The sequence below is a fragment of the Nonomuraea sp. NPDC050643 genome, assembly GCF_040654715.1.
In the GTDB taxonomy this organism is placed as follows: domain Bacteria; phylum Actinomycetota; class Actinomycetes; order Streptosporangiales; family Streptosporangiaceae; genus Nonomuraea.
In genome coordinates this window covers 25,938-46,848 of sequence record NZ_JBFAIM010000053.1, presented here as the reverse complement: position 1 = coordinate 46,848, position 20,911 = coordinate 25,938, and the positions used below count along the sequence as shown (strand labels likewise).

18 protein-coding genes, 1 pseudogene and 3 riboswitches are annotated in these 20,911 nt (G+C 73.5%); of the genes and pseudogenes, 16 read left to right on the top strand and 3 right to left on the bottom strand.

Annotated elements, in window-relative coordinates; genetic code table 11:
• The first annotated feature begins 29 nt into the window (after positions 1–29).
• Complete coding sequence (locus tag AB0I15_RS46750; protein WP_358111814.1) at positions 30–2,084, top strand: glycogen debranching N-terminal domain-containing protein; 2,055 nt, start codon at positions 30–32, stop codon at positions 2,082–2,084.
• Between the two features lie 129 nt (positions 2,085–2,213).
• A complete protein-coding gene (locus AB0I15_RS46745; protein ID WP_358111811.1) occupies positions 2,214–2,741 on the top strand; it encodes an RICIN domain-containing protein in 528 nt (175 codons plus the stop codon).
• A gap of 65 nt (positions 2,742–2,806) precedes the next feature.
• Here AB0I15_RS46745 and AB0I15_RS46740 read toward each other — a convergent pair whose 3' ends face one another.
• A complete protein-coding gene (locus tag AB0I15_RS46740; protein WP_358111808.1) occupies positions 2,807–3,547 on the bottom strand; it encodes an NAD(P)-binding domain-containing protein in 741 nt (246 codons plus the stop codon).
• A gap of 91 nt (positions 3,548–3,638) precedes the next feature.
• Here AB0I15_RS46740 and AB0I15_RS46735 point away from each other — a divergent pair, with 91 nt between their 5' ends.
• The gene (locus AB0I15_RS46735; protein WP_358111805.1) at positions 3,639–4,409 is read left to right on the top strand and encodes a TetR/AcrR family transcriptional regulator; all 771 of its coding nucleotides are present in this window, start codon (positions 3,639–3,641) and stop codon (positions 4,407–4,409) included.
• A gap of 78 nt (positions 4,410–4,487) precedes the next feature.
• Here the strand turns inward: AB0I15_RS46735 and AB0I15_RS46730 are convergent, their stop codons facing one another.
• Positions 4,488–5,975: an ATP-binding cassette domain-containing protein gene (locus tag AB0I15_RS46730; protein ID WP_358111987.1), complete on the bottom strand. Its 1,488-nt coding sequence runs from the start codon at positions 5,973–5,975 to the stop codon at positions 4,488–4,490.
• A 60-nt stretch (positions 5,976–6,035) separates the two neighbouring features.
• Positions 6,036–6,160: riboswitch (cobalamin riboswitch) on the bottom strand.
• Between the two features lie 74 nt (positions 6,161–6,234).
• Positions 6,235–6,445, top strand: a riboswitch (cobalamin riboswitch).
• A gap of 132 nt (positions 6,446–6,577) precedes the next feature.
• Between AB0I15_RS46730 and AB0I15_RS46725 the strand changes: the two genes are divergently transcribed.
• From AB0I15_RS46725 to AB0I15_RS46675, 11 genes and pseudogenes are all read left to right on the top strand, one after another.
• Positions 6,578–6,751 (top strand): hypothetical protein, encoded by a 174-nt coding sequence (locus tag AB0I15_RS46725; RefSeq protein ID WP_358111802.1) that lies wholly within the window; start codon positions 6,578–6,580, stop codon positions 6,749–6,751.
• A 64-nt stretch (positions 6,752–6,815) separates the two neighbouring features.
• Positions 6,816–7,022, top strand: a pseudogene (locus AB0I15_RS46720) (hypothetical protein); the annotation flags it as partial.
• 124 nt (positions 7,023–7,146) lie between these two features.
• Entirely contained in the window at positions 7,147–8,160 is a 1,014-nt protein-coding gene (locus AB0I15_RS46715; protein WP_358111984.1) for a hypothetical protein, read from the top strand.
• Positions 8,161–8,288: 128 nt separating this feature from the next.
• Positions 8,289–8,410: riboswitch (SAM riboswitch) on the top strand.
• Positions 8,411–8,466: 56 nt separating this feature from the next.
• Complete coding sequence (locus AB0I15_RS46710) at positions 8,467–9,567, top strand: ABC transporter substrate-binding protein (protein ID WP_358111799.1); 1,101 nt, start codon at positions 8,467–8,469, stop codon at positions 9,565–9,567.
• Complete coding sequence (locus tag AB0I15_RS46705) at positions 9,546–10,739, top strand: ABC transporter ATP-binding protein (protein WP_358111796.1); 1,194 nt, start codon at positions 9,546–9,548, stop codon at positions 10,737–10,739. The genes AB0I15_RS46710 and AB0I15_RS46705 overlap by 22 nt, the downstream gene beginning before the upstream one ends.
• Positions 10,736–11,641 (top strand): ABC transporter permease, encoded by a 906-nt coding sequence (locus AB0I15_RS46700; protein ID WP_358111794.1) that lies wholly within the window; start codon positions 10,736–10,738, stop codon positions 11,639–11,641. Before AB0I15_RS46705 ends, AB0I15_RS46700 begins: the two co-directional genes overlap by 4 nt.
• Complete coding sequence (locus tag AB0I15_RS46695; RefSeq protein ID WP_358111791.1) at positions 11,634–12,434, top strand: ABC transporter permease; 801 nt, start codon at positions 11,634–11,636, stop codon at positions 12,432–12,434. The genes AB0I15_RS46700 and AB0I15_RS46695 overlap by 8 nt, the downstream gene beginning before the upstream one ends.
• 17 nt (positions 12,435–12,451) lie before the next feature.
• Positions 12,452–14,533, top strand: a complete 2,082-nt coding sequence (locus tag AB0I15_RS46690) for a hydantoinase/oxoprolinase family protein (RefSeq protein WP_358111788.1) — start codon at positions 12,452–12,454, stop codon at positions 14,531–14,533.
• A complete protein-coding gene (locus AB0I15_RS46685; RefSeq protein WP_358111785.1) occupies positions 14,530–16,533 on the top strand; it encodes a hydantoinase B/oxoprolinase family protein in 2,004 nt (667 codons plus the stop codon). Before AB0I15_RS46690 ends, AB0I15_RS46685 begins: the two co-directional genes overlap by 4 nt.
• Positions 16,530–17,804: an amidohydrolase gene (locus tag AB0I15_RS46680; RefSeq protein ID WP_358111782.1), complete on the top strand. Its 1,275-nt coding sequence runs from the start codon at positions 16,530–16,532 to the stop codon at positions 17,802–17,804. The genes AB0I15_RS46685 and AB0I15_RS46680 overlap by 4 nt, the downstream gene beginning before the upstream one ends.
• A 74-nt stretch (positions 17,805–17,878) precedes the next feature.
• Positions 17,879–18,901: a hypothetical protein gene (locus AB0I15_RS46675; RefSeq protein ID WP_358111779.1), complete on the top strand. Its 1,023-nt coding sequence runs from the start codon at positions 17,879–17,881 to the stop codon at positions 18,899–18,901.
• Between the two features lie 108 nt (positions 18,902–19,009).
• Here the strand turns inward: AB0I15_RS46675 and AB0I15_RS46670 are convergent, their stop codons facing one another.
• Positions 19,010–19,501 (bottom strand): hypothetical protein, encoded by a 492-nt coding sequence (locus tag AB0I15_RS46670; protein WP_358111775.1) that lies wholly within the window; start codon positions 19,499–19,501, stop codon positions 19,010–19,012.
• A 254-nt stretch (positions 19,502–19,755) separates the two neighbouring features.
• Between AB0I15_RS46670 and AB0I15_RS46665 the strand changes: the two genes are divergently transcribed.
• Entirely contained in the window at positions 19,756–20,394 is a 639-nt protein-coding gene (locus AB0I15_RS46665) for a methyltransferase domain-containing protein (protein WP_358111772.1), read from the top strand.
• Positions 20,395–20,540: 146 nt separating this feature from the next.
• Positions 20,541–20,870 (top strand): hypothetical protein, encoded by a 330-nt coding sequence (locus tag AB0I15_RS46660; protein ID WP_358111769.1) that lies wholly within the window; start codon positions 20,541–20,543, stop codon positions 20,868–20,870.
• Positions 20,871–20,911 lie beyond the last annotated feature (41 nt).

Here is a 20,911-nt window from a genome sequence, read left to right as displayed (position 1 = left end):
CGACACGTTCCTGTCAAGAGGGAGTCGTAGTGCTACAGCCCTTGCTGCACGATCTCGTCAGTACGGTCCTGGCGCCCGCCAGCGCGCTCAGCGGCGCCGACGGGCAGATCCGCGAGGCCGGTGTGCAGGGGCTCTTCCGCGCCGACCGCCGCGTGCTGTCGCTGGCCCGGCTCCTGGTCGACGAACGGGAACCCGAGGCCGTCGGGCACACCGCGGCCGGGGCGGGACGCTCGCGGTTCGTCTCCCTGGCCCGCCGGCTCGGCGACCGCGGCAGCGCCGATCCCACGGTCCGCCTGACCCGGGTGCGCGAGCTGACGCCGTACGGGATGGAGGAGAGCGTGGAGATCGTCTCCACCGCCTCCGTGCCCGTGAGCGCCACCGTCGCCATCGAGCTGGCCTGCGACTTCGCCCCCATCGAGACGGTCAAGTCGGGGCGGGCCACCGGGGTCGCCATGGCGGCCGACCCGTCCGGCGAGGAGCGGCTGTCCTGGCGCTCCGAGCGGATCCGCGTCGACGTCACCGCGCCGGGCGCCGCGCTCAAGGCCGGCAAGAGCCCGCGGCTGAGCTGGGAGGTCGCGCTGCCGCCGCGCGGGCGTACGACGCTGAGGTGGGCGGTCGCGGTGGACGACCCGGCCGCCGTGGTCGTGCCGGCCGCCGGCCCGCCCGAGTGGAACGCGCCGCGCGTCCAGGCGGACGACCGCCGCATCACCCGGCTGCTCGACCGGTCGCTGGCCGACCTGCGCTCGCTGCGCCTGGCCGAGCCGGGCGCACCCGGCGACACCTTCCTCGGCGCGGGCGTGCCGTGGTTCCTGACGTTGTTCGGGCGCGACAGCATCTGGGCCGCCCGCATGCTGCTCCCCCTCGGCACCCGGCTGGCCGGGAGCACCCTGCGCGTGCTCGCCCGCCACCAGGGCACGCGCCTGGACCCGGACACCGGCGAGGCGCCCGGCAAGATCATGCACGAGCTGCGCCGCGAGGCGTTCCCGCTCGGCGGGGAGGACCGGCGCCTGCCCGCCGCCTACTACGGCACCATCGACGCCACCCCGCTCTGGATCAGCCTCCTGCACGACGCCTGGCGCTGGGGCCTGCCGGCCGCCGAGGTCGAGCCGCTGCTGCCGCACCTGGAGGCGGCCCTCGGCTGGCTCGCCGACCACGCCGACCCCGACGGTGACGGGTTCCTCGAGTACATCGACGCCGGCGGCCGGGGGCTGGCCAACCAGGGCTGGAAGGACTCCGGCGACGCCGTCCGCTTCCACGACGGCCGCCTGGCCGAGCCGCCGATCGCGCTGGCCGAGGTGCAGGGCTACGCCTGCCGGGCGGCCCTCGACGCGGCCGCCCTCCTGGACGCCTTCGACCGGCCGGGCGCCGACCGGTGGCGCGCGTACGCCGGGAGCCTGGCCACCCGCTTCCGCGCCGCGTTCTGGGTGGACGGCCCCCATGGACGCTTCCCCGCGCTCGCCCTCGACCGCGACAAACGCCCGGTGGACTCCCTCACCAGCAACATCGGCCACCTCCTCGGCTCCGGGCTGCTCTCGGCGGACGAATCCGCCCAGATCGCCTCCCTCCTCGCCGGGCCGGACATGGCGGAGGGCTTCGGGCTGCGGACGATGTCGGCCGGTGCGGACGGGTTCAGCCCGCTGTCGTACCACTGCGGCTCCATCTGGCCCCACGACACCGCCATCGTGATCGCGGGCCTGGCCCGCGAGGGCTTCGCCAAGGAGGCCGCCGTCCTCGCCGACGGCCTCCTCGCCGCCGCGGAGACCTTCGACTACCGCCTGCCCGAGCTGTACGCGGGCGACGCCCAGGACGAGGTGCTCCGCCCCGTCGCCTATCCGGCCGCCTGCCGCCCCCAGGCCTGGTCCGCCGCCGCCGCCGTCACCATCGCCCACGCCGCCCTCGGCCTCTACCCCGACCTCCCCGCCGGCCAGGCGCTCCTCCGCCCGCTGCCCGGCGCCCCGCTCGGCGCGCTGAGCTTCGGCGGGCTCAACGTGGGCGGAAACGACGTCGAGGTCAACGTCTCCCGCGACGGCGCCACCACGGTCACGGGGCTCCCCGACGGCATGGATCTCCTCCCCTCACACTGACCCCGGGACCTGTCAGGTGTATCCGGGATTACCGGCGCAGTGCGTACTTGTGCGCCGACCGGACGGCCCCTCGGCAGGTCTACTTCCTGAGGCCCGCAATTCGGCGGGTCGCCTTCCTCAGGGGGACAGATGTTCAGATCACGAAGCCCGAGACGTATCGCCGTACTGGCCACCGCCTTGTGCGTGGCCGGGATCGGCGCCGCGCTCGCCTCGCCGGCGCAGGCCGAGACCTTCAAGGAGCTCGAGTACCGGGGTAACGCCTCCAAGCTGGTCATGACCGCGGCGGCGAACCTCAACGGCTCCTTCGTCGTGCTGCGGCCCGACAGCAACAGCAGGTTCGGTCAGTGGGCGCAGACGGCCACCTCCTCCTCGGGCGGCGGTCAGGCGGCCTTCATCTACACGCTGCGGGCCAGTCTGGAGAGCGGCTCCCCGCTCTGCCTGACCGCCAAGAACACCGTGGAAGTGATCGTGGCCACCTGCAACAACACCGACAGCCAGAAGTGGTTCCACCCCACCGCGGTGGCGGGTCCTGGCGGCACCCTGCCGACCAAGAACGTCGCCACCCTGCGGCACCTGGGGCAGAGCCAGTCGGCGCAGGCGCCGCTGTCGCTGTTCGGGCCGATCGGCGGGCACTTCTGGGCCAAGCGCACCGCCTGAGCCCACGACCAGGCGCTTCTTCAGGGGGGGAGGGCGCCTGGTCCCCGTCCCGGCGGGACTCGTTCTCAGGGAAGCCGCCCGCCCGCGCTTCCGCGTACGGCGTCGTCGATCAGCGCCCGGACCCGGCCGGCGGGCACCGCGACGCCCGGCGTCTCCAGGAACCACCGGTACGCCTCCTCCCCGCCGAGCCCTTCGGGCGGACGTGCGGGGAAGTAGGGCTGGACGTACACCGGCGTGCCGGGCTCACTGCGCCAGCTCTCGGCCAGGGTGCCGGTGTCCACCGTGTCGTAGCCGAGGGCGTCCAGCAACGCGGCCACGTCGGCCTTGGCGGCCGGGTCGTCACCGGCGACGGGCAGGGCGCTGCGGTCGGGCGCGCCCGCGGGCCGGGCGTGGGTGAACAGGCGGTGGAAGTCGATGTTGTTGAACGCCTTGACCACCCGTGAGCCGGCCAGGTGCCGCTGGACCAGGGCGCTGGAGGTCAGCTCGCCCGCGTCCAGCTCGGCGATGCGGCCGTCGCGCTCGGGATAGTAGTTCATCGTGTCGATCACGGTCCTGCCCGCCAGAGCGGCGGCGGGCAGCCGATCGTAGGCGCGCAGCGGAACGGTCGCCACCACCAGGTCGCCCGCTTCGGCGGCCTCGGCGGGTGTGGCCGCGCGGGCTTGTGCGCCGAGCTCGGTCACGAGGCCGGCGAGGGTGTCGGGGCCACGGGAGTTGCTCAGGACGACGTCCAGGCCGGCGGCGACCGCGAGGCGGGCCAGCGCGCTGCCGATCATGCCGGTGCCGATGAGTCCGAGAGTCTTCGTCATGGTGTCAGCTCTCCAAGTTTGCTTACATCCGCAAGTTATCTTACGTCTGCAAGAATTCCTACAGATGTTGGGTGATGCTAGGGTGACAGGCGTGGTCACGGCCGGAGACAGCAACGCCCCGAGGATCGACCGGCGCGTGCGGCGCACCCAGGCGGCCCTGCAACGCACCCTGATCCGGCTCGTCGAGGATCGGGATCTGTCCCAGATCAGCATCGCCGACGTCGCCGAGCGCGCGGAGGTGAGCCGGTCGGCCTTCTACGACCACTACCGCGACGTGCACGAGCTGGCCGAGGCCGCCTGCACCGCCATGATCGACGACCTGATCGAGTCCCTGCCCGCCCTCGACCCGGCCGACCACGGCCAGGATCCGACGCGGTCGCTGCAGTCCTTCTTCGCCAGCCTCGCCGAGCACGCCGGCCTCTACCGCAGCCTGCTGGGGCCGCACGGCAGCGCCCGCGTCATCGACCACGTCCTCCGCCGCATCACCGAGGCCGTCCACACCGCCGCCCACCAAGGCGCCGCCCCCCGCACCACCCCCCGCCGGACCGCTGACCCCGGCACCACCGTCCCCGGCACCACCGTCCCCGGCACCTCCATCCCTGGCACCGCTGCCCGCCGCACCGCGACCGGGGCTGCCGCGCCGGGATCCGCCGACCTGCCGCAACCCGCCGGCTCGGAGGGTGGTGTGCCGCTCGACGTGCCGGCCGCCTTCATCGCCGGTGCGCTCATCGGCGTGGCCGCCGAGTGGCTCCGGCGCGGCTGCCCGCATCCGCCCGCCGAGATGGCCGCCTCGACGTGGCCGCTCCTGGCGGCCCTCCACCAGGACGTTCCCGTCACGCCGGCCTGCCGGCCGACACCCTGAGCGCACGCTGCCCGGCCGGCACCCTGAACGCTCGCCGCCGGCCGGCACTCTGAACGCCCCGGTCCCGCCCCAAGGCGGCTACGAGGTTTGTCCGGCCTCTCGGATCGTCCGCGCCCAATCCGCGCGGCGGGCCTCGTCGGGGATGAGGGAGCAGTCGCCGCACTTGCCGCCGCCGGGCAGGCGGTAGTACAGGCAGCAGCTACGCCGGACGAAGAACGGCTGGGCGGGCGCGGGCTCGGCCAGCACGCCGGTGCCGCGCAGCCGTCCGATCTCCAGGAGCTCGCGGCCCAGGCCGGCCGCCGTCCCCGCCAGGTCCGGACGCCACCGGGCCACGGCGCGGACGGTGCCGGCCAGCGCGGAGGCGGCGTTGCCCCACAGCAGCCCAGGTGCCAGCTTGACGAGCCCGGCGACGCTTTCGGCCAGCGGTTCGAGCTGACCGGTGACCACGCGCTGGTAGAGCCAGGCCGCCGACCGCCCGGGATCGCGTACGTGCCTCTCTGAATCGCGTACGTGCCGCCCTGACAGGCGGGTCGTGCGCAGCGGCAGCGGGCCGCTGGGGACGGGCCGCCACCACAGGTCGGCCGGGGCGAGGTCGAGCAGCAGGCCGTGGGCGACCGCCACACCGAACGGCGGCGACCACAGACGCGCCGCCAGCCCCTGGAACAGGATGGACGCGGCGATCCTGGCCTCGGAGGTGCCCAGCCGCTCCGCGACCTCGTCGATCTTCGCAGCCAGCGCGGGGGACCCGGCGAACAGGTCGGAGAGCGGGCGCCAGCCCCCCTCGCCGGACTCCCCCGCACCCGGCGGCGCAAGGTCGAAGTAGCCACCGAGCGAGCCGACGTCCGCGACGGCCGTGGCAAGCACGCGCTCCTCCGCGACCAGCGGCCCGGTCACCACCGGATCGCAGGACAGCTCGCCATCGTCGGACCCGAGGCCGCCGTCGGACGCCGGGTCGCAGCAGAGCTCGCCGGCGTCGGACGCGAACCCGCCTCCCTCGGACGCCGGAGTGCCGCAGCGAAGCTCCCCGCCGTCGGGCGGCGTGCCGGGCGGCCCTGTCGGTCTCAGCTCCTGCGGGGTTTCGGAGCGCAGGGCGCCGCCGGGTTCGAGCAGCCAGACGCGGTCGGCGACGCGCAGCGCGAGTGCGAGGTCGTCCGTGGAGGCCACGATCACCAGGTGACGCCGCCCGGCCAGCCGCCGCAGCCGGTCCATGAACGCGTCCCGGGAGGCGGCGTCGAGCGAGGCGGCCGGCTCGTCCAGCAGGATGGCCGCCGGCCCCCGCGCCAAAGCGTCGGCCGCCGGCACCCGCTCCCAGGCGGAGAGGTCGGCGGCCGGTACGAGCGCGGGAGGCGACCCGACGGTCAGCACCTCGCCCGACAGCGCGGGCTGCAGGGCGGCCATGGTGCGCAACAGGGTGGACTTGCCGGCGCCCGCCGGGCCGACGAGCACGGTCAGCTCCCCAGGAAGGGCGACGGCGGCCAGCCCCTCCAGCACGCGTCGCTCGGGACGCCCGCCCCCGGCCGGGTATCCGGCGCACAGCGCGCGCAGCAGCAGCGCCCCGTACGGCATGGCCGTCACCGTCCTCTCTTGGGGAGATCCGCCCCAAATCCTCCGAGGAGGCGACCGCGTGAGTCTCCTGGCTCTCGGGTCGACGCTCACCCCGGCCTTCCCGCCCTCGGGCAGTGGCCTCAGCTCGGGGATCGCTCACCGATCACAGTGGCGGGACCGCGCCGGGATCGCACCGGCTTCCTCGTCCGCCGTCGCCTTCACCCGCATGCTCTCACAGCCTTCGCCGGACCTGACGTCACCGGTGGATCGTCCGCGCCCTAAGGTGGGTGCTGCAGTCGGTTCGCCCTGCCCGCCAGGCAGACGCGTCGCAAGAGGGAACCCGGTGCGACTCCGGGACTGCCCCGCAGCGGTGAGTGGGAACGACCGCCGTCATCAGCACTCGGCCTCACGAGACCGGGGAAGCGACGGCCAGTAGGACAAGAGCAGGACGCCCACGAGTCCGAAGACCTGCCACTGCCCGCGCGCACCCCGCGTGCGGCGACGTCGACGGCCTCGAGGGCGGGCCGGGCGGACCCGCGGGCAGGCCTCATGCCCGCCCTGCGGTCGCGCCCTTCGCCCCGGGAATCCGTCGAGGTCTCCCGTGACTCGCGAAGGAGAGTTCCATGGCCGTCGAGGGCCACTGGGCCGGCCGCGCCATCCCCGCCGACCGTCTGTGGGCCAACCCCGGCTGCGGGCTGAAGACCTGCGGCCGGCCCGAGGTGCGCGCCTCGCTGGAGAACCTGGTCGCCGCCGCCCGCCGGATCCGTACCGAGGTCACCGGTTTCAAGGCCGGCTGACCCGGGCGGGGCCCGGTTCTCCGGGCCCTCGCCCGTCCTCGACCACCGACGAGAAAGAGCAGTCATGACATCGCCCGTGCCCGGCACCACTGTGCTCGGCTACCCCCGCATCGGACCCCGGCACGAGCTGAGCACGGCCACGGAGGACTACTGGGCGGGCCGCCTGGACGCCGCCGGGCTGCTGCGGGCGGGCGCGCGGCTGCGCCGGTCGGTCTGGACGGACCTGCGCGCGGCCGGTCTCGGCCAGATCCCCGCCGGCACCTTCTCCTTCTACGACCAGGTGCTCGACACCGCCGTCCTGGTGGACGCCGTGCCCGGGCGCTTCCGTCACCTGGACGGGCCGTCCCCGGGCGGACCGGTCCGTCAGATCCGCGGCCCAGCGCCGCAGCTTCCGGCTGCCGTCCCTGGCCACGACCACGATCGGCTCGTTCCCCGCCTCCGAGCAGGTCCGCCGGGCACGGGCGGACCTGCGCGCTGGCCGGATCGACGAGGCCGGCTACGAGGGCGTGGTGGGCGCCGAGATCGAGCGCGTGATCACCTTCCAGGAACGGCTCGGCCTCGACGTGCTCGTGCACGGCGAGCCCGAACGCGAGGACATGGTCACCTACTTCGCCGAGCGGCTGCGCGGCTTCGCCGTCACCCGGGAGGGCTGGGTCCAGACCCTCGGCACACAGTGCGTGCGCCCACCCATCCTGTACGGCGACGTCTCCCGCCCGGCGCCGATGACCGTGCGCTGGACGACCTACGCCCAGTCGCTCACCGACCGGCCGGTCAAGGGTGTGCTCACCGGCCCGGTCACCATGCTGGCCCGCTCGTTCGCCCGTACCGACCTGCCCCGGGCCGACATCGCCCGGCAGCTCGCGCTCGCGCTGCGCGACGAGATCCACGACCTCGAGGCCGCCGGCATCGGCGTCGTCCAGGTGGACGAGCCCTCGCTGCGCGACCTGCTGCCGCTGCGCCAGGCCGAGCGCGCGTTCTACCTGTCCTGGGCCGTCGGCGTGTTCCGGCTGGCCACCTCGGGCATCGCCGACACCACCCAGGTGCACACGCACATCTGCCAGTCGTGGTCGCAGGAGGTGGTGGCCGCCATCGACGCCCTGGACGCCGACGTCACCAGCGTCGAGGCGGCCCACTCCGGCGCGACGCCGCCGGACGGGCCCCGCGCCGCCCTGCTGCGGGGCGGTGTCGGGCCGGGCGTGTACGACAGCCGCTCCCCCACCGTCCCGGAGCCCGGCGAGATGGAGCGGGCGCTGCGCCGGCTGCTCCGCTCGATCCGGCCCGAACGGCTCTGGGTGAATCCGGACTGCGGGCTGCGGATGCGCGAACAGTCCGAGATCGAGTCGGCCCTGCGCAACATGGTCACCGCCGCCCGCACCGTACGCGACGGGCTCGGCGTCCCTCCCAGGTGATGGTCATGCGGTATGACCGTGCCTGACCCGCGTTCGACCCCAAAGTGTCCAAAAGTCACAGAAACCGTACAATAGGCGAAAACTACCCCAGAGAGATTTTCGACAAAACCTACTGTTATAGTCGCTTATGTCACGAGTCCAGTGCTAAGCCCCGGCTTGCTGGACGGCAACCCTCCCGACCGCGGCGGGGTGCCCCGGGTGATGACATGGTCGTCGAGCCGAATGGTGCTTCCGGCGGCAAGTGCGGTCCCTCAGCCGTGCCCTGCCCCGCGCCCTTGGCCGGCTGTTTCCGATGGGAAGGAAAAGATGAAGGGCGGACTCACTCTGCTGGCGGGAGCGGGCACGGTGCTGGCGCTGACGCTCTCGGCATGCGGCGGCGTGGACACGGGCGGCTCGTCGAACACCGGCACGGGCTCCGGCGGGCAGCAGCAGATCACGGTGACCGCGTTCGCGGGCGCATGGGGCGAACTGTTCAAGAAGTCGTTCGTGGAACCGTTCGAGCGTGACACCGGCGCCAAGGTCAACCTGGTGTACGGCGCCAACGCCGAATGGCTGACCAAACTGCGCGCGGCCGGAGGCAAGAACCCGCCTTTCGACGTCATCGCCTTCACCCCCGACGCCTCACTGCCGGCCGCGTCGGCGGGCCTGCTCCAGCCCCTGGACACGGCCAGGCTGACGCACTGGAAGGAGCTCGACCCCGTGCTCAGCGGGAAGTCGGCCTACCAGGGCAAGCAGTACGGCGTGCCGCTGACCACCGGCTCCACCGGTCTCCTCTACCGCACCGACAAGATCAAGACCCCGCCGCAGGACTGGTCGGACATCTTCGACAAGGAGTACTGCGGGCACATCGCCCTGCCTCCGCTGACCTACAACCCCGGTCTGGAGTTCTTCTCCGCCCTGGTCACCAGTGACGGCGGGACGCTGTCGGACCCCGCCGCCGTGGACAAGGCGTTCACCAAGCTGGAGACGCTCAAGGACTGCGTGTCGTCCTTCCCGGCCAACGCGGGCAACGCCGCCACCGTCATGGAGAACGGCGACGCCTGGATCATGCCCTTCTGGGACGGCCGCGCCTTCGCCATGGCCGAGGCGGGCTCGCCGATCGGCTACGCGTATCCCAAGTCGGGTCCGGTGGGCGCGCTGACCTCGTACTTCGTGGCCAGTGGCAGCCAGAACGGCGAGCTGGCCGCCAAGTTCCTCGACTACCTCACGGCGGCGCAGAACCAGAAGCCGTTCGCCGAGGGCACCTGGTACGCGGCCGGCAACGACTCCATCGACTACGGCGAGCCCTTCGAGAAGCGGGTGGAGCACGGGCCCGAGGTCTTCGAGAAGTTCACCTGGGTCGACTACGCCGTCGCCACCCCCAAGCTCAACGAATGGCAGCAGCGGTGGAACCAGATCTTCGGGTGACCGAGACGTGCGAGGAAGAGGCCGGGCACGTCGAGATCGAGGGCCTGGCCGCCGGGTACGAGGGCGCGCGGGTGCTCGACCTCGACCGGCTGTCCATCCGCAAGGGCGAGTTCCTGTCCATCCTCGGGCCCAGCGGCTGCGGCAAGACGACGCTGCTCAACTCCATCGCGGGCTTCGTCCGGCCGGCGGCGGGACGGATCGTGATCGACGGCGCCGATGTCACCGACCGGCCGCCGTACCGGCGCGGGCTGGGGATGGTGTTCCAGAACTACGCGCTCTTCCCGCACATGACCGTGGCCGCCAACGTGGCCTACGGCCTGCGCGTGCGCCGGCTGGACCGGGCCGAGCGCGAGAAGCGGGTGCGGGAGGCGCTGCGCCTGGTCGGGCTGGAGGGGTACGCCGAGCGGCGGCCCAAGCAGCTCTCCGGCGGGCAGCAGCAGCGCGTGGCGCTGGCGCGCGCCCTGGCCATCCGGCCCGCCGTGCTGCTCCTCGACGAGCCGCTGTCCAACCTCGACGCCAAGCTGCGGCGGGAGATGCGTGTCGAACTGCGGGCCATCCAGGCGCGCATCGGGACCACGATGGTGTTCGTCACCCACGATCAGGAGGAGGCGCTGGCGCTGTCCGACCGGGTGGCCGTGATGAACGGCGGGCGGATCGAGCAGATCGGGACGCCGGACGAGGTGTACCGGCGGCCGGCGACACGGTTCGTGGCCCAGTTCATCGGCGCCGCCAACGTCCTTGAGGGGACGGTGACGGAGTCCGGCCTCGACCTCGGCGGGCTGGTCGTCGCCGGGCTGACCGGCGGCGACGGCTACGGTGACGGCGACGCGCCCCGCCTGCGCCGGGGCGAGCGCGCGGTGGTCGCGATCCGTCCCGAGCGCATCCGCCTGACCCTGCCCGAGACCGCTCTGGCCGAAGGCCGTGCGAGTGCGGCGGGGACCGTGGGTTACCGGGCCTTCGCCGGTGACGCCTGGCACGTGGAGGTGCGGCTGGCCAACGGGCGCACGCTGAGCGCGCAGATCGCCGACACGGGCGCCGGGGTGGCGGACCCGCCGGGCGCTGGCACCTCGGTCGTGGCGAGCTGGGACCGGGCCGACGTGATCGTCCTGGAGACGGGGCTCGCCCAGGAGGCGCTGGAGACAGGGCCCGGCCAGGAGGCGGAGGCCCGATGACGCCCGGTTCACGGGGCGGGACGGTCACGGCCCGCGCGCCGAGGGCGGGTGAGCGGCGGCGGGGCTGGGTCCACGTCCTTCCGCTGGTCGTCTTCCTGGCGGCCTTGTTCCTGGTCCCCCTCGCCGGTCTGCTGCGCCTGAGCTTCAGCCCGGTCGGCGCCTTCAACGCCGCCCTCCCCGGCTGGACCCTGGCCCAGTACGGACGTGTCCTCACCGAGCCGTACTTCTACGGCTCGCTCCTGCAGACGGCGGCCACCGCGCTCCTGGTGGCCGTGCTGTGCGTGCTGCTGGCCTACCCGGCCGCGTACGCGTTGGCCCGGCAGCGGCCCGGCACGCTGCGGACCCTGCTGTTCGTCATCGTGATCTCGCCCCTGCTGACCAGCGTGGTCGTGCGCACCTACGGCTGGGTGGTGCTGCTGTCGGGCAACGGCATCGTCAACAAGGCGCTCGTCGCGACGGGGCTGCGCGACCAGCCCGCCCAGTTGCTCACCAGCTATCCGGCGGTCGTGGTCGCGGTCACCCACGTGCTGCTGCCGTTCGCGATCATCCCGCTGACCACGGCGCTCGGCGGCATGGACCGCAACCTGCACCGCGCGTCGCAGACGCTCGGGGCGGGCCCGGTCAGGACGTTCCTGCGGGTCACGGTCCCGCTGAGCCTGCCCGGCGTGGTCACCGGCGCGCTGATCGTGTTCGCGCTGGCCATGGGCATCTACATCACGCCGCTGCTGGTCGGCGGGGTGACGCAGCCGCTCACCGGCATCCGCGTCTACGAGCAGGTGTCGACGGTGTTCGACTACCCGGTGGCGGCGGCGCTGAGCTTCGCGCTGCTCGCCCTGACCGTCGTGTCCACGACGCTGATGGCCGGCGCGTTCCGGATCTGGGAGAGGCGGCTGCATGGGTGAGCGGGGTTACGACAGGTCCGTACGCCTGGCGGGCGGGGTCCTGGCGGCGATCGTCTTCCTGTTCCTGATCGCGCCGCTCGTGGTGCTGGTCGTCAGCTCGTTCAACCCCTCGGGGTCGATGGCGTTCCCGCCGTCGGGGGTGTCGGTGCGCTGGTACGCCGAGGTGCTCGGCTCGCCCGACTGGCAGGTCTCGTTCCGGCTGAGCGGGCTGCTGGTGGTGCTGGTCGTGCCGACGACCGTGGTGATCGGGACACTGGCCGCCTATGGCCTGACCCAGGGTTCGTTCCCCGGCCGCAGGCTGCTGACGGGCCTGGCGCTGTCGCCGCTGATGGTGCCGGAGATCATCATCGCGCTCGGGCTGCTCTACTACTTCCACGGCGTCGGCCTGATCAACTCGCTGCCGGGCCTGTGGCTGGCGCATTCGCTGGTGGCGCTGCCCTTCGTCGTACGCGCGGTCATGGTGAGCGCCGCCCAGCTCGACCCGGTCCTCGAACGGGCGGCCACGAGCCTGGGCGCGGGCCGGGTGCGGGTGTTCTTCACCGTCACGCTGCCGCTGCTGCGGCCCGGCATCCTCGCGGGCGCGATCCTGGCCGGGGTCACCTCCCTGGGCGAGGTGGCCGTGACGGCGCTGGTGGCGGGCGCCAACACCACGACGGTGCCGCTGCGCATCTTCTCGGCCGTGCAGTACCAGCTCGATCCGTCCATGGCCGCGGTGTCCACCCTGCTCATGGCCGCGAGCGTGGTCGTGATGGTGGTGGCCGATCGCTTCGCTCGTATCTCGGAGGCATTGTGAGCTCGTCAGGTAGCCCGGTGACGGCGAGGATCGGCATCGACGTCGGTGGCACGTTCACCGATCTGGTCGCCGTCGTGCCCGAGCGCGGGCTGGTCGTCCACCACAAGGAGCCGAGCACGCCCGCCGACCCCTCGCTGGCGGTCGCCGACGGGCTGGCGGCCATCCTCGTGCGGGCCGGTCTGCGGCCCGAGGAGGTCGCGGGCGTCACCCACGGCACCACCATCGGGCTGAACACCATCATCCAGCGCCGCGGCGCACGCATCGCGCTGGTCGTGACCGAGGGCTACCGGGACCTGCTGGAGATCGGCCGCAGCCGCATGCCGTCCTCGTTCGACCTGTACGCGGGCAAGGAGGAGCCCCTCGTCCCGCGCAACCGCATCGTCGAGATCCCGGCCCGGCTCGGCCCCGGCGGCGAACCCGTGACCGAGCCGGACGCCGCCGCCCTCGACCGGGTGGCCGCGCGCCTGGAGGCGATCGGCGCGGACGCGGCGGCCGTCGTGGTCCTGCACGGCTACACCCGCCCCGCCTTCGAGGAGGGCGTCGCGGAGAGCCTGCGCGACCGGTTGCCCGCTCTGCCGGTGACGGCCTCGGCGACCGTCTGGCCGGAGGTCCGCGAGTACGAGCGGGCCCTCGTGGCCTGCCTCAACGCCTACATCCAGCCCCTCATGGAGGAGTACTTCACCCGGCTGGAGCGGCGCGTGCGTGCGCTCGGGGTGACGGCGCCGATCTTCATCAGCGCGTCCAACGGCGGGTCGATGAGCCTGCGCTCGGCGGCCGAGCGGCCGATCGAGACCGTTCTGTCGGGCCCGGCCGCCGGGGTGGCCGCGGCGGCGCGGCTGGCGCGTGAGTCGGACATCGCCGGCATCGTCACCTTCGACATGGGCGGCACCAGCAGCGACATCGCCGTGACGGTCGGCGGCACGCCCGACCTGGCCACCCACACGACGGTGGGCGGGCTGCCCCTGATCCTGCCCGTCGTCGCCGTGAACGCGATCGGGGCGGGCGGCGGCTCCGTCGTCTGGGCGGACGGGGCCGGGGTGCTCAAGGTCGGGCCCGCCAGCGCGGGCGCGGATCCGGGGCCGGTCGCGTACGGGCGGGGCGGGGACCGGCCCACCGTCACCGACTGTTACCTGGTGACGGGGCTGATCGACCCGGCGACCTTCCTGGGCGGCCGCATGCCCCTGGACGTCGCCGCCTCCGCCAAGGCCCTGTCCGAGATCGCTCTGGGCTCCCCCACGAGCCCGGGCGGGGACGCCGAGGAGGTGGCGGCGGGCGCGTTGCGGGTGGCGACCGCCGGCATGGCGACCGAGCTGCAGAAGATCATGGCGCAGCGCGGTCTCGACCCCCGGCGGTTCACGCTCGTCCCGTTCGGCGGCGCGGGCCCGACCCACGCCACCATGCTGGCCGAGGAGGTCGGCGTGGCGCACGTCGTGGTGCCGCCGACGGCGGCGACGTTCTGCGCGCTGGGCGCGGCGGGCGCCGACCTGCGCCGCGACTTCGCCCGCAGCCTGCGCCGCCCCCTGGACGCTGCCGGGGCCGCGCGCCTGGCCGACGTGCTCGCCGAGCTGTCGCGGCAGGCACACGACTGGCTCGCCGGGCAGCACGGCGCGGGCCTTGCGGCACGGCTGTCGGCGGCGACCGACATGCGCTACGCCGGCCAGGCCTACGAGCTCCGCGTCCCCCTGCCCGTCACGCCCGACGGCACCGGCCCGTTCGACGCGATCCGCCTGGACGCCGGGGCGGCCGTCGCCGAGGCGTTCCACGCCGAGCACGAGCGTCTGTACGGCTTCCGCGACCAGCGCGCCCCGATCGAGCTGGGCACCGCCCGGCTCGGCGTCGTGAGCCCGATGGCCGAGCTGCCGTCCGTCACCGTGCCGGCGGGCACGGGCGCGCCCCGCCCCACCGGCCACCGCAGGGTCCTGCTGGCGGGCGCCTGGCACGACGCCGCCGTGCACCTGCGCGCCGCGCTGGGCGTCGGCGACGCGTTCACCGGCCCGGCGATCGTCGAGCAGGACGACACCACCGTCGTCGTGCCCCCCGGCTGGTCCGGCGACGTCGATCGCGCGGGCAACCTCCACCTCCGTCGCAGAAAGGCATGAACGTGCGGCTCGACCCCGTCACCTTGGAGATCGTCGGCAACCGGCTGGCGGCCATGACCGAGGAGATGTGCCTCACCCTGCAACGCACGAGCCGGTCCCTGTACGTCAAGGAGACCGCCGACTTCTGCTGCGCCTTCGCCGGGCTCGACGGCGGCTTCGTCGCCTACCCGAAGGGCATGGGCGTCTCCGGCTTCGTCGGGCTGAACGTGCTGACCGCCGTCGAGGCCGCGGGGCCGCTGGAGCCGGGTGACGTGGTCATCACGAACGACCCGTACCGGTCGGGCGGGCTGGCCACGCACCTGACCGACATCCAGCTCATCGAGCCGTACTTCCACGAGGGCGAGCTGATCGGGTACGGCTGGGCGTTCATCCACTGCTCCGACATCGGCGGCCGGGTGCCGAGCAGCCTGTCGCCGGTCAACGACGAGATCTTCCAGGAGGGCCTGCAGATCCCGCCGGTGAAGCTGGTCCGCGCCGGCGTGCCGGTCCGGGACGTCGAGGCGATGATCACGGCCAACAGCCGTACGCCCGAGGCGAACCAGGGCGACATCCGCGCGATGCGCGCCGCCCTGCGTACCGGCGGCGAGCGGCTGGCCGGGGTCATCGCCCAGCACGGCACGGAGACGGTGCTGGCCGCCCAGGACGACCTGGTCGCGTACACGGCCGGCCGGGCCAGGGCCGCGCTGGCGGGCCTGGGCGACGGAACCCACCGGTTCGTGGACTACCTCGACGACGACGCGGTGTCCGGCATCCCCGTGCGGCTGTCGGTCACCGCCACCCTCGCGGGGGGCGACCTGCACCTCGACTTCACGGGCACGGATCCGCAGGTGGCGGCCGCGTTCAACATCGCGACGCTGGGACGGCCGCACGCCTGGATCACCACGCGGGTGCTCGCGCTCATCTGCACGCTCGACCCGGGCATCGCGCTGAACGCGGGGCTCATCGCGCCGATCAGCGTCACCACCCCGGAGGGCTCGCTGGTCAACCCGGTGCCGCCGGCGGCCGTGGGCGTGCGCCACGCCTCGGCCAGCCGGGTCAACGACGCGGTCGGCGGCGCGCTCGGGCTCGCGGCCCCGCACGTGCTGCCCGCCGCCTCCAGCGGGCTGGTGGTGCCGGTCGTGGTGGCGGAGCAGCGTGGCGCACGGCAGAACGTCCAGGTCCTGGAGCCGATGGTGGGCGGGACGGGCGCGCGCGAGGGCGCGGACGGCGTGGACGGCCGCGACAGCGGCATCTCGAACCTGTCCAACAACCCGGTCGAGACCGTGGAGACGGAGATCGGGGTCGAGATCCTCACCTACGGCCTGCGTCCCGACTCGGGCGGCGCGGGCCGCTGGCGGGGCGGCTGCGGGCTCGAGCTGACCTTCCGGGTGCTCGGTGAGGGCTCGAAGCTGCTGGCCAGGGGGCTGGAGCGGATGTGCTTCCGGCCCTGGGGCGTGCGCGGCGGAGGCCCGGGAGCGCCCACGGAGCTGATCGTCAACGCGGGCACGCCGCGCGAGCGCCGGCACTACAAGATCGACATGCTGCCCCTGGAGCCCGGCGACGTCGTCACCCTGCTGACCTCGGGCGCGGGCGGCTACGGCGACCCCTACGCCCGGGACCTCGAAGCGGTGCTGAGCGACGTCGAGCGCGGCGTGGTCACCCCGGAGGCGGCGCGGCGCACGTACGGCGTCGTGCTGGCCGGGACCGCGGACGGCGTGCCGGTCGTGGACGAGGAGGCCACGCGGGCGCTCCGCGCCGAACCTCGGCCGGTCGCCGCGGCCGGGCCCGAGCGGCAGGCGTGGGAGTCGGTCTTCGACACCGCCAGCGTGGACCGCCTGGTGGCGGCCCTGTTCCGGCTGCCGCCGCCGGCCCGGACCCCGCGCCGCAGGGCGCTCTACACCGCCGTGCTGGCCGGGCTGCCCGGCGATTTCCCCCGGGCGGCGCCCACGGCCGAGCAGGTCGAGGACGCGCGCCGTACACTCTCCGGAGAGATCGCCGAACTGGAACGGGCTTCCGCATGACCGCTGCCACCGAGGGTGTCCTGGCCGGGCTCGACGACGCCGCGTGCGACGAGCTCGCCGGCCTCTACCGCGACCTGCACCGCCATCCCGAGCTGTCCTTCCAGGAGGAGCGCACGGCCGGCGTCGCCGCCGACCGGCTGCGCGCGGCCGGGTTCGAGGTGCTCCCGGGCGTCGGGGGGACGGGCGTCGTGGGCGTGCTGCGCAACGGCGACGGGCCGACCGTGGTGCTGCGCGCCGACATGGACGCGCTGCCGGTGGCGGAGGCGACCGGCCTGCCGTACGCGAGCACCGCCACCACGCGGGACACCGAGGGCCGGCGGATCCCGGTCATGCACGCCTGCGGCCACGACATGCACGTGACGTGCCTGGCGGGCGCCGCCCAGGCGCTGGCCGACGGGCGCGAGCACTGGCGGGGCACGCTGGTGGCGCTGTTCCAGCCGGCGGAGGAGGTCGCGGGCGGGGCGCGGGCCATGGTGGACGACGGGCTGCTCGACCTGATCGGCCGCCCCGACGTCGTGCTCGGCCAGCACGTCTTCCCCTATCCGGCGGGCACGGTGCTCATCAGCCCCGGCGAGATCCTGGCCGCCGCCGACAGCATCGAGATCCACCTGTACGGCCGGGGCGGTCACGGTTCCCAGCCCGAGCGCACCGTGGACCCGGTGGTCCTGGCCGCGGCCACCGTCATGCGGCTGCAGACCGTGGTCTCGCGCGAGGTGTCGCCGTTCGAGCGCGCCGTGCTGACCGTGGCCCAGATCCACGCGGGCCACAAGGAGAACGTCATCGCCGACGAGGCGAGCATCACCGTCAACCTCCGCTCGTTCTCGCCGGAGGTCCGGCGCAGGCTGCTGGACGGGGTCGAACGCGTGGTGCGCGCGGAGGCCGAGGCGTCGGGCGCGCCGCGCCCGCCCGAGCTCCGCACCCTCAACGCCTTCCCGCTGACCGTCAACGACCCCGAGGCCACCGCCCGCGTGCGGCGGGCGCTCACCGCCCGCTTCGGCGCCGAGCGCGTGACGGACATGGCGCCGCTGATGGGCAGCGAGGACTTCGGCGTCGTCGGCACCGCGGCCGGGGCGCCCTCGGTCTTCTGGGGCCTGGGCTGCGCCGACCCGGAGGTGTTCGAGCGGGCCAGGCGGGAGGGCCGCCTGACGGAGGACGTGCCGGGCAACCACTCCCCCGCCTTCGCGCCGGTGATCTTCCCCACGCTGCGCGCCGGGGTCGAGTCCCTGATCACGGCGGCCCTGGCCTGGCTCGCGACCGACCCGCCCCGGTGACCTCCGGGCAAGCGCCGGCACCGCCCGCCGTGCGCACTCCCCACGGCGCGACGATCATGGTTGACTCTGCGACCATGCTCATCAATCGTCGATCTCTCTGTGCGGCGGCGCTCGCGGCGGCCGTCTCGCTCACCACGACCACCGCCTCGGTCGCGCAGGCCGGCGCCACGCCCGAGGCGGCGGCCGATCGGGTCCTGCGGGTCTACAACAACAACATCGAGAACCTGGTGCGGAACAACGCCGACGGCTCGTGCACCCGGGTCTCGGGCCCGGCCCACCTCACGTCCATGCTGGTCGACGACAACGGCGCGACGGGCACCTCCGGCGTACGGGCTCCCGATCTCCTCATCGTGCAGCAGGTGCGGGGCACCGGGCAGGCCACGGCCTACGCCGACCAGCTCTCGGCCAAGTTCGGCTATCCGGCGGGCACCTACCGGGCGATCGTGGCCTGGGACGACCCCGAGCCGTGGGGCAGCACGCACAAGTGCAGCCAGCAGGATCTCGGCGACCTGAAGAAGAAGCAGACCAACGGGATCCTCTACAACACCAGAACGCTGAGCCTCGCGACGGGCGACGTCTCGAAATACTGGAGCGCGGGCTGGTTGAAGCCCGGCACATCGTACGGCGGCGGGGCCGGATGCACGCTGTACAAGCCGCCGAGCAACGATGCCGGCACCACCAACGCCCACAAATGGAAGCGTACGAGTGCCATCGCGGCCAAGTTCACCATCAAGGAGACGGGGACGACGGTCTTCGCCGCGACCATGCACCTCCCGGAGCAGAACGGCGCCAATGCCTGCGCGGGTGCGGGCGACAAGGGCATCGGCGGTTCCGGCATTCATCTCGGCGCGGACGCCACGAGCCTGATGAACTCCTCCACGATCCGCGTGGTCGGGATCGACGCGAACCGTGCGAACATCGCCTCCACCACGCTCGGCGGATTCGGCATGACCGGCTATGGGGCGAAGGCGACCTCCGGCTCCAGGAAGATCGACTACCTGTTCGTCAAGGGCGCCGTACAGCCGTCGAGCGTCGACCACACCGTGAGCGGCACGAAGTCCAACCATCTCGCGCTGTACGGGTTCATCGCGTTCTGAGCCCACGCCCCCGGGGGCGGATCGGTGCCGGCAGGCAGCGACCCGCGGTGCGCTGCCTGCACGAACGTCGGGGGCCGTCACCGGGCCGTCACCGGGCCGGCCGCGGGCTCAGCCGAGGTTCACGCGGGTCAGGGTGTTGACGCGGGTCGCCATGATGCTCACGTTGAACACCGAGATGTTCGAGGTCGTGGTCGCGTTGCACGACAGCCGCACGATCCCGGAGGTGCCCACGGTGCGCGCCGTGACCGCCGACAGGCTGGCGAGCTGGCCGTTCGGGCCCAGCGAGGCGACCGTGCGGGCGTTGTTGGTGCTGCTCTCGCTGATGATCAGCAGCGTGCAGGCCAGGCCGGACGCCACGGCCGTGTTGTTGCGGCCGGTGAGCGTGGCCTCGGCGGTCCAGCTCCCCGCCGGGACGTTGAAGTCGAAGAAGACGTTCGCGGCGCCCGTCACCGTCCGGGTGGCGAACGTGTCGACGATGATCACTTCGGGCGGCACCGCGGCCGACGCCGGGACCGCGAAGCCGAGGCCGGCGAGCGCGGCCCCCGCCGCGACCCAGATCGCCCACCGGCCGCGTACCTTCTTGAGAATCGCAGCAGACATGCCGCATCACTCCTCATATCCGGGGCGGCACCGTGCCGCCCGACTGATGCTCAGATCGTGCCGGGCGGTGTTGCGCAACCGTCGCACCCGCACCCGCGCCACCACCGGGCCCATATGGCCATTCGGGCCTGACCGATCCCGCCGCGGGACGTGGCGCGCGGGCGGGACAGTGTTCACCTGCGAGCCATGTGCGCACCGCCACACGTGCGCGAGGATCGGAGCGGCGCGGCGGAGCGGACTCGGGGAGCGGGAGCATGGCGATCGAGCAGGGACACCATGACCTCGGCAGCGGCCGGATCCTGCGGGAGTTCCTCAGATCGCCGCTGCGGACGGCGTCGGTGCTGCCGAGTTCGGCACGGCTCGCGGCGCAGATGGTCGTGGGCGTCCCGGAGCGCGGCGAGCCGGTGGTGGTCGAGCTCGGCGCGGGGACGGGCGCCTTCACCTCCGCCGTCCAGCGGCGGCTGGGCGGCCGTGGCCGGCACGTCGTGATCGAGCTCAACGACAGGTTCGCCACGGAGATCGCGCGGGCGTACCCGTCGGTGGAGGTGGTGTGCGAGGACGCCGTACGCCTGCCCGGCGTGCTCGCCGGCCTCGGCGTCGGGCCGGTGGACGTGGTGGTCAGCGGTCTGCCGTGGGTCGCCTACGCCGGGCGGCCCCCGCTGATCGAGTCCGTCGCCCGCGCGCTGTCCCCCGCCGGGGTCTACACCCAGTTCGCCTACACCTGGACGCGCTGGGCGCCTCCGGCGAGGCGGCTGTCCGGCGGCCTGCGGACGCACTTCGAAGAGGTGGTGACGACCGCGACGGTCTGGCGCAACCTGCCGCCCGCGGTGGTCTACGTGGCCCGCCGTCCCCGCGCCCGCGCGAGCGAGGGCACCGGAACGGTGACGGGCTGAACCGCGCCCACCCTCTTCCCCGGCCCGTCGCGGCCGATCTCATCGGCGGAGCCGTCAAGTCGTGATCCGGGGACCGGTGGAACGGGATGGCACGCCTTCCGCGTGTAGGTCCATCGATCGAACCACGGGGAGATCCCATGACGTGCTTGACGAGAAGGCTGATGGCCGCGCTGGCGACGGCGACGCTGGCCGGTTCCGTCGTCGCCGCGCTGCCCGCCGCGGCGCTGGCCGCGACCATGAACACGGCGACCACCACCACCGCCACCACCGTGCAGCGCGGCGTGCTGTTCGACGGGTTCGGCAAGGGCCTCGACGAGGACACCGCGCTCGCCAACGCCGAGGCCGCCGCCCGGCGGAACGCGGCGGACCATGGGTTCACGGCGTGCGACGTGTTCGAGTCGGTGGTCTCCCAGGATCCGCGCAGTCTCGTGTTCTTCGCGGTGGTCGCCGTCCGCTGCGAAGACGTGTCCGCGTAGGGCGCCGACGGATAACGGGGCCGCCCCCGCCCACGGGCAGG

What these genes read in the sequence shown, in the direction of transcription:
- AB0I15_RS46745 (WP_358111811.1), top strand. Translation starts at nt 2,214, where the DNA reads ATGTTCAGATCACGAAGCCCGAGACGTATCGCCGTACTGGCCACCGCC.
- AB0I15_RS46740 (WP_358111808.1), bottom strand. Translation starts at nt 3,547, where the DNA reads ATGACGAAGACTCTCGGACTCATCGGCACCGGCATGATCGGCAGCGCG.
- AB0I15_RS46730 (WP_358111987.1), bottom strand. Translation starts at nt 5,975, where the DNA reads ATGCCGTACGGGGCGCTGCTGCTGCGCGCGCTGTGCGCCGGATACCCG.
- AB0I15_RS46725 (WP_358111802.1), top strand. Translation starts at nt 6,578, where the DNA reads ATGGCCGTCGAGGGCCACTGGGCCGGCCGCGCCATCCCCGCCGACCGT.
- AB0I15_RS46710 (WP_358111799.1), top strand. Translation starts at nt 8,467, where the DNA reads ATGAAGGGCGGACTCACTCTGCTGGCGGGAGCGGGCACGGTGCTGGCG.
- AB0I15_RS46700 (WP_358111794.1), top strand. Translation starts at nt 10,736, where the DNA reads ATGACGCCCGGTTCACGGGGCGGGACGGTCACGGCCCGCGCGCCGAGG.
- AB0I15_RS46695 (WP_358111791.1), top strand. Translation starts at nt 11,634, where the DNA reads ATGGGTGAGCGGGGTTACGACAGGTCCGTACGCCTGGCGGGCGGGGTC.
- AB0I15_RS46685 (WP_358111785.1), top strand. Translation starts at nt 14,530, where the DNA reads ATGAACGTGCGGCTCGACCCCGTCACCTTGGAGATCGTCGGCAACCGG.
- AB0I15_RS46680 (WP_358111782.1), top strand. Translation starts at nt 16,530, where the DNA reads ATGACCGCTGCCACCGAGGGTGTCCTGGCCGGGCTCGACGACGCCGCG.
- AB0I15_RS46675 (WP_358111779.1), top strand. Translation starts at nt 17,879, where the DNA reads ATGCTCATCAATCGTCGATCTCTCTGTGCGGCGGCGCTCGCGGCGGCC.
- AB0I15_RS46670 (WP_358111775.1), bottom strand. Translation starts at nt 19,501, where the DNA reads ATGTCTGCTGCGATTCTCAAGAAGGTACGCGGCCGGTGGGCGATCTGG.
- AB0I15_RS46665 (WP_358111772.1), top strand. Translation starts at nt 19,756, where the DNA reads ATGGCGATCGAGCAGGGACACCATGACCTCGGCAGCGGCCGGATCCTG.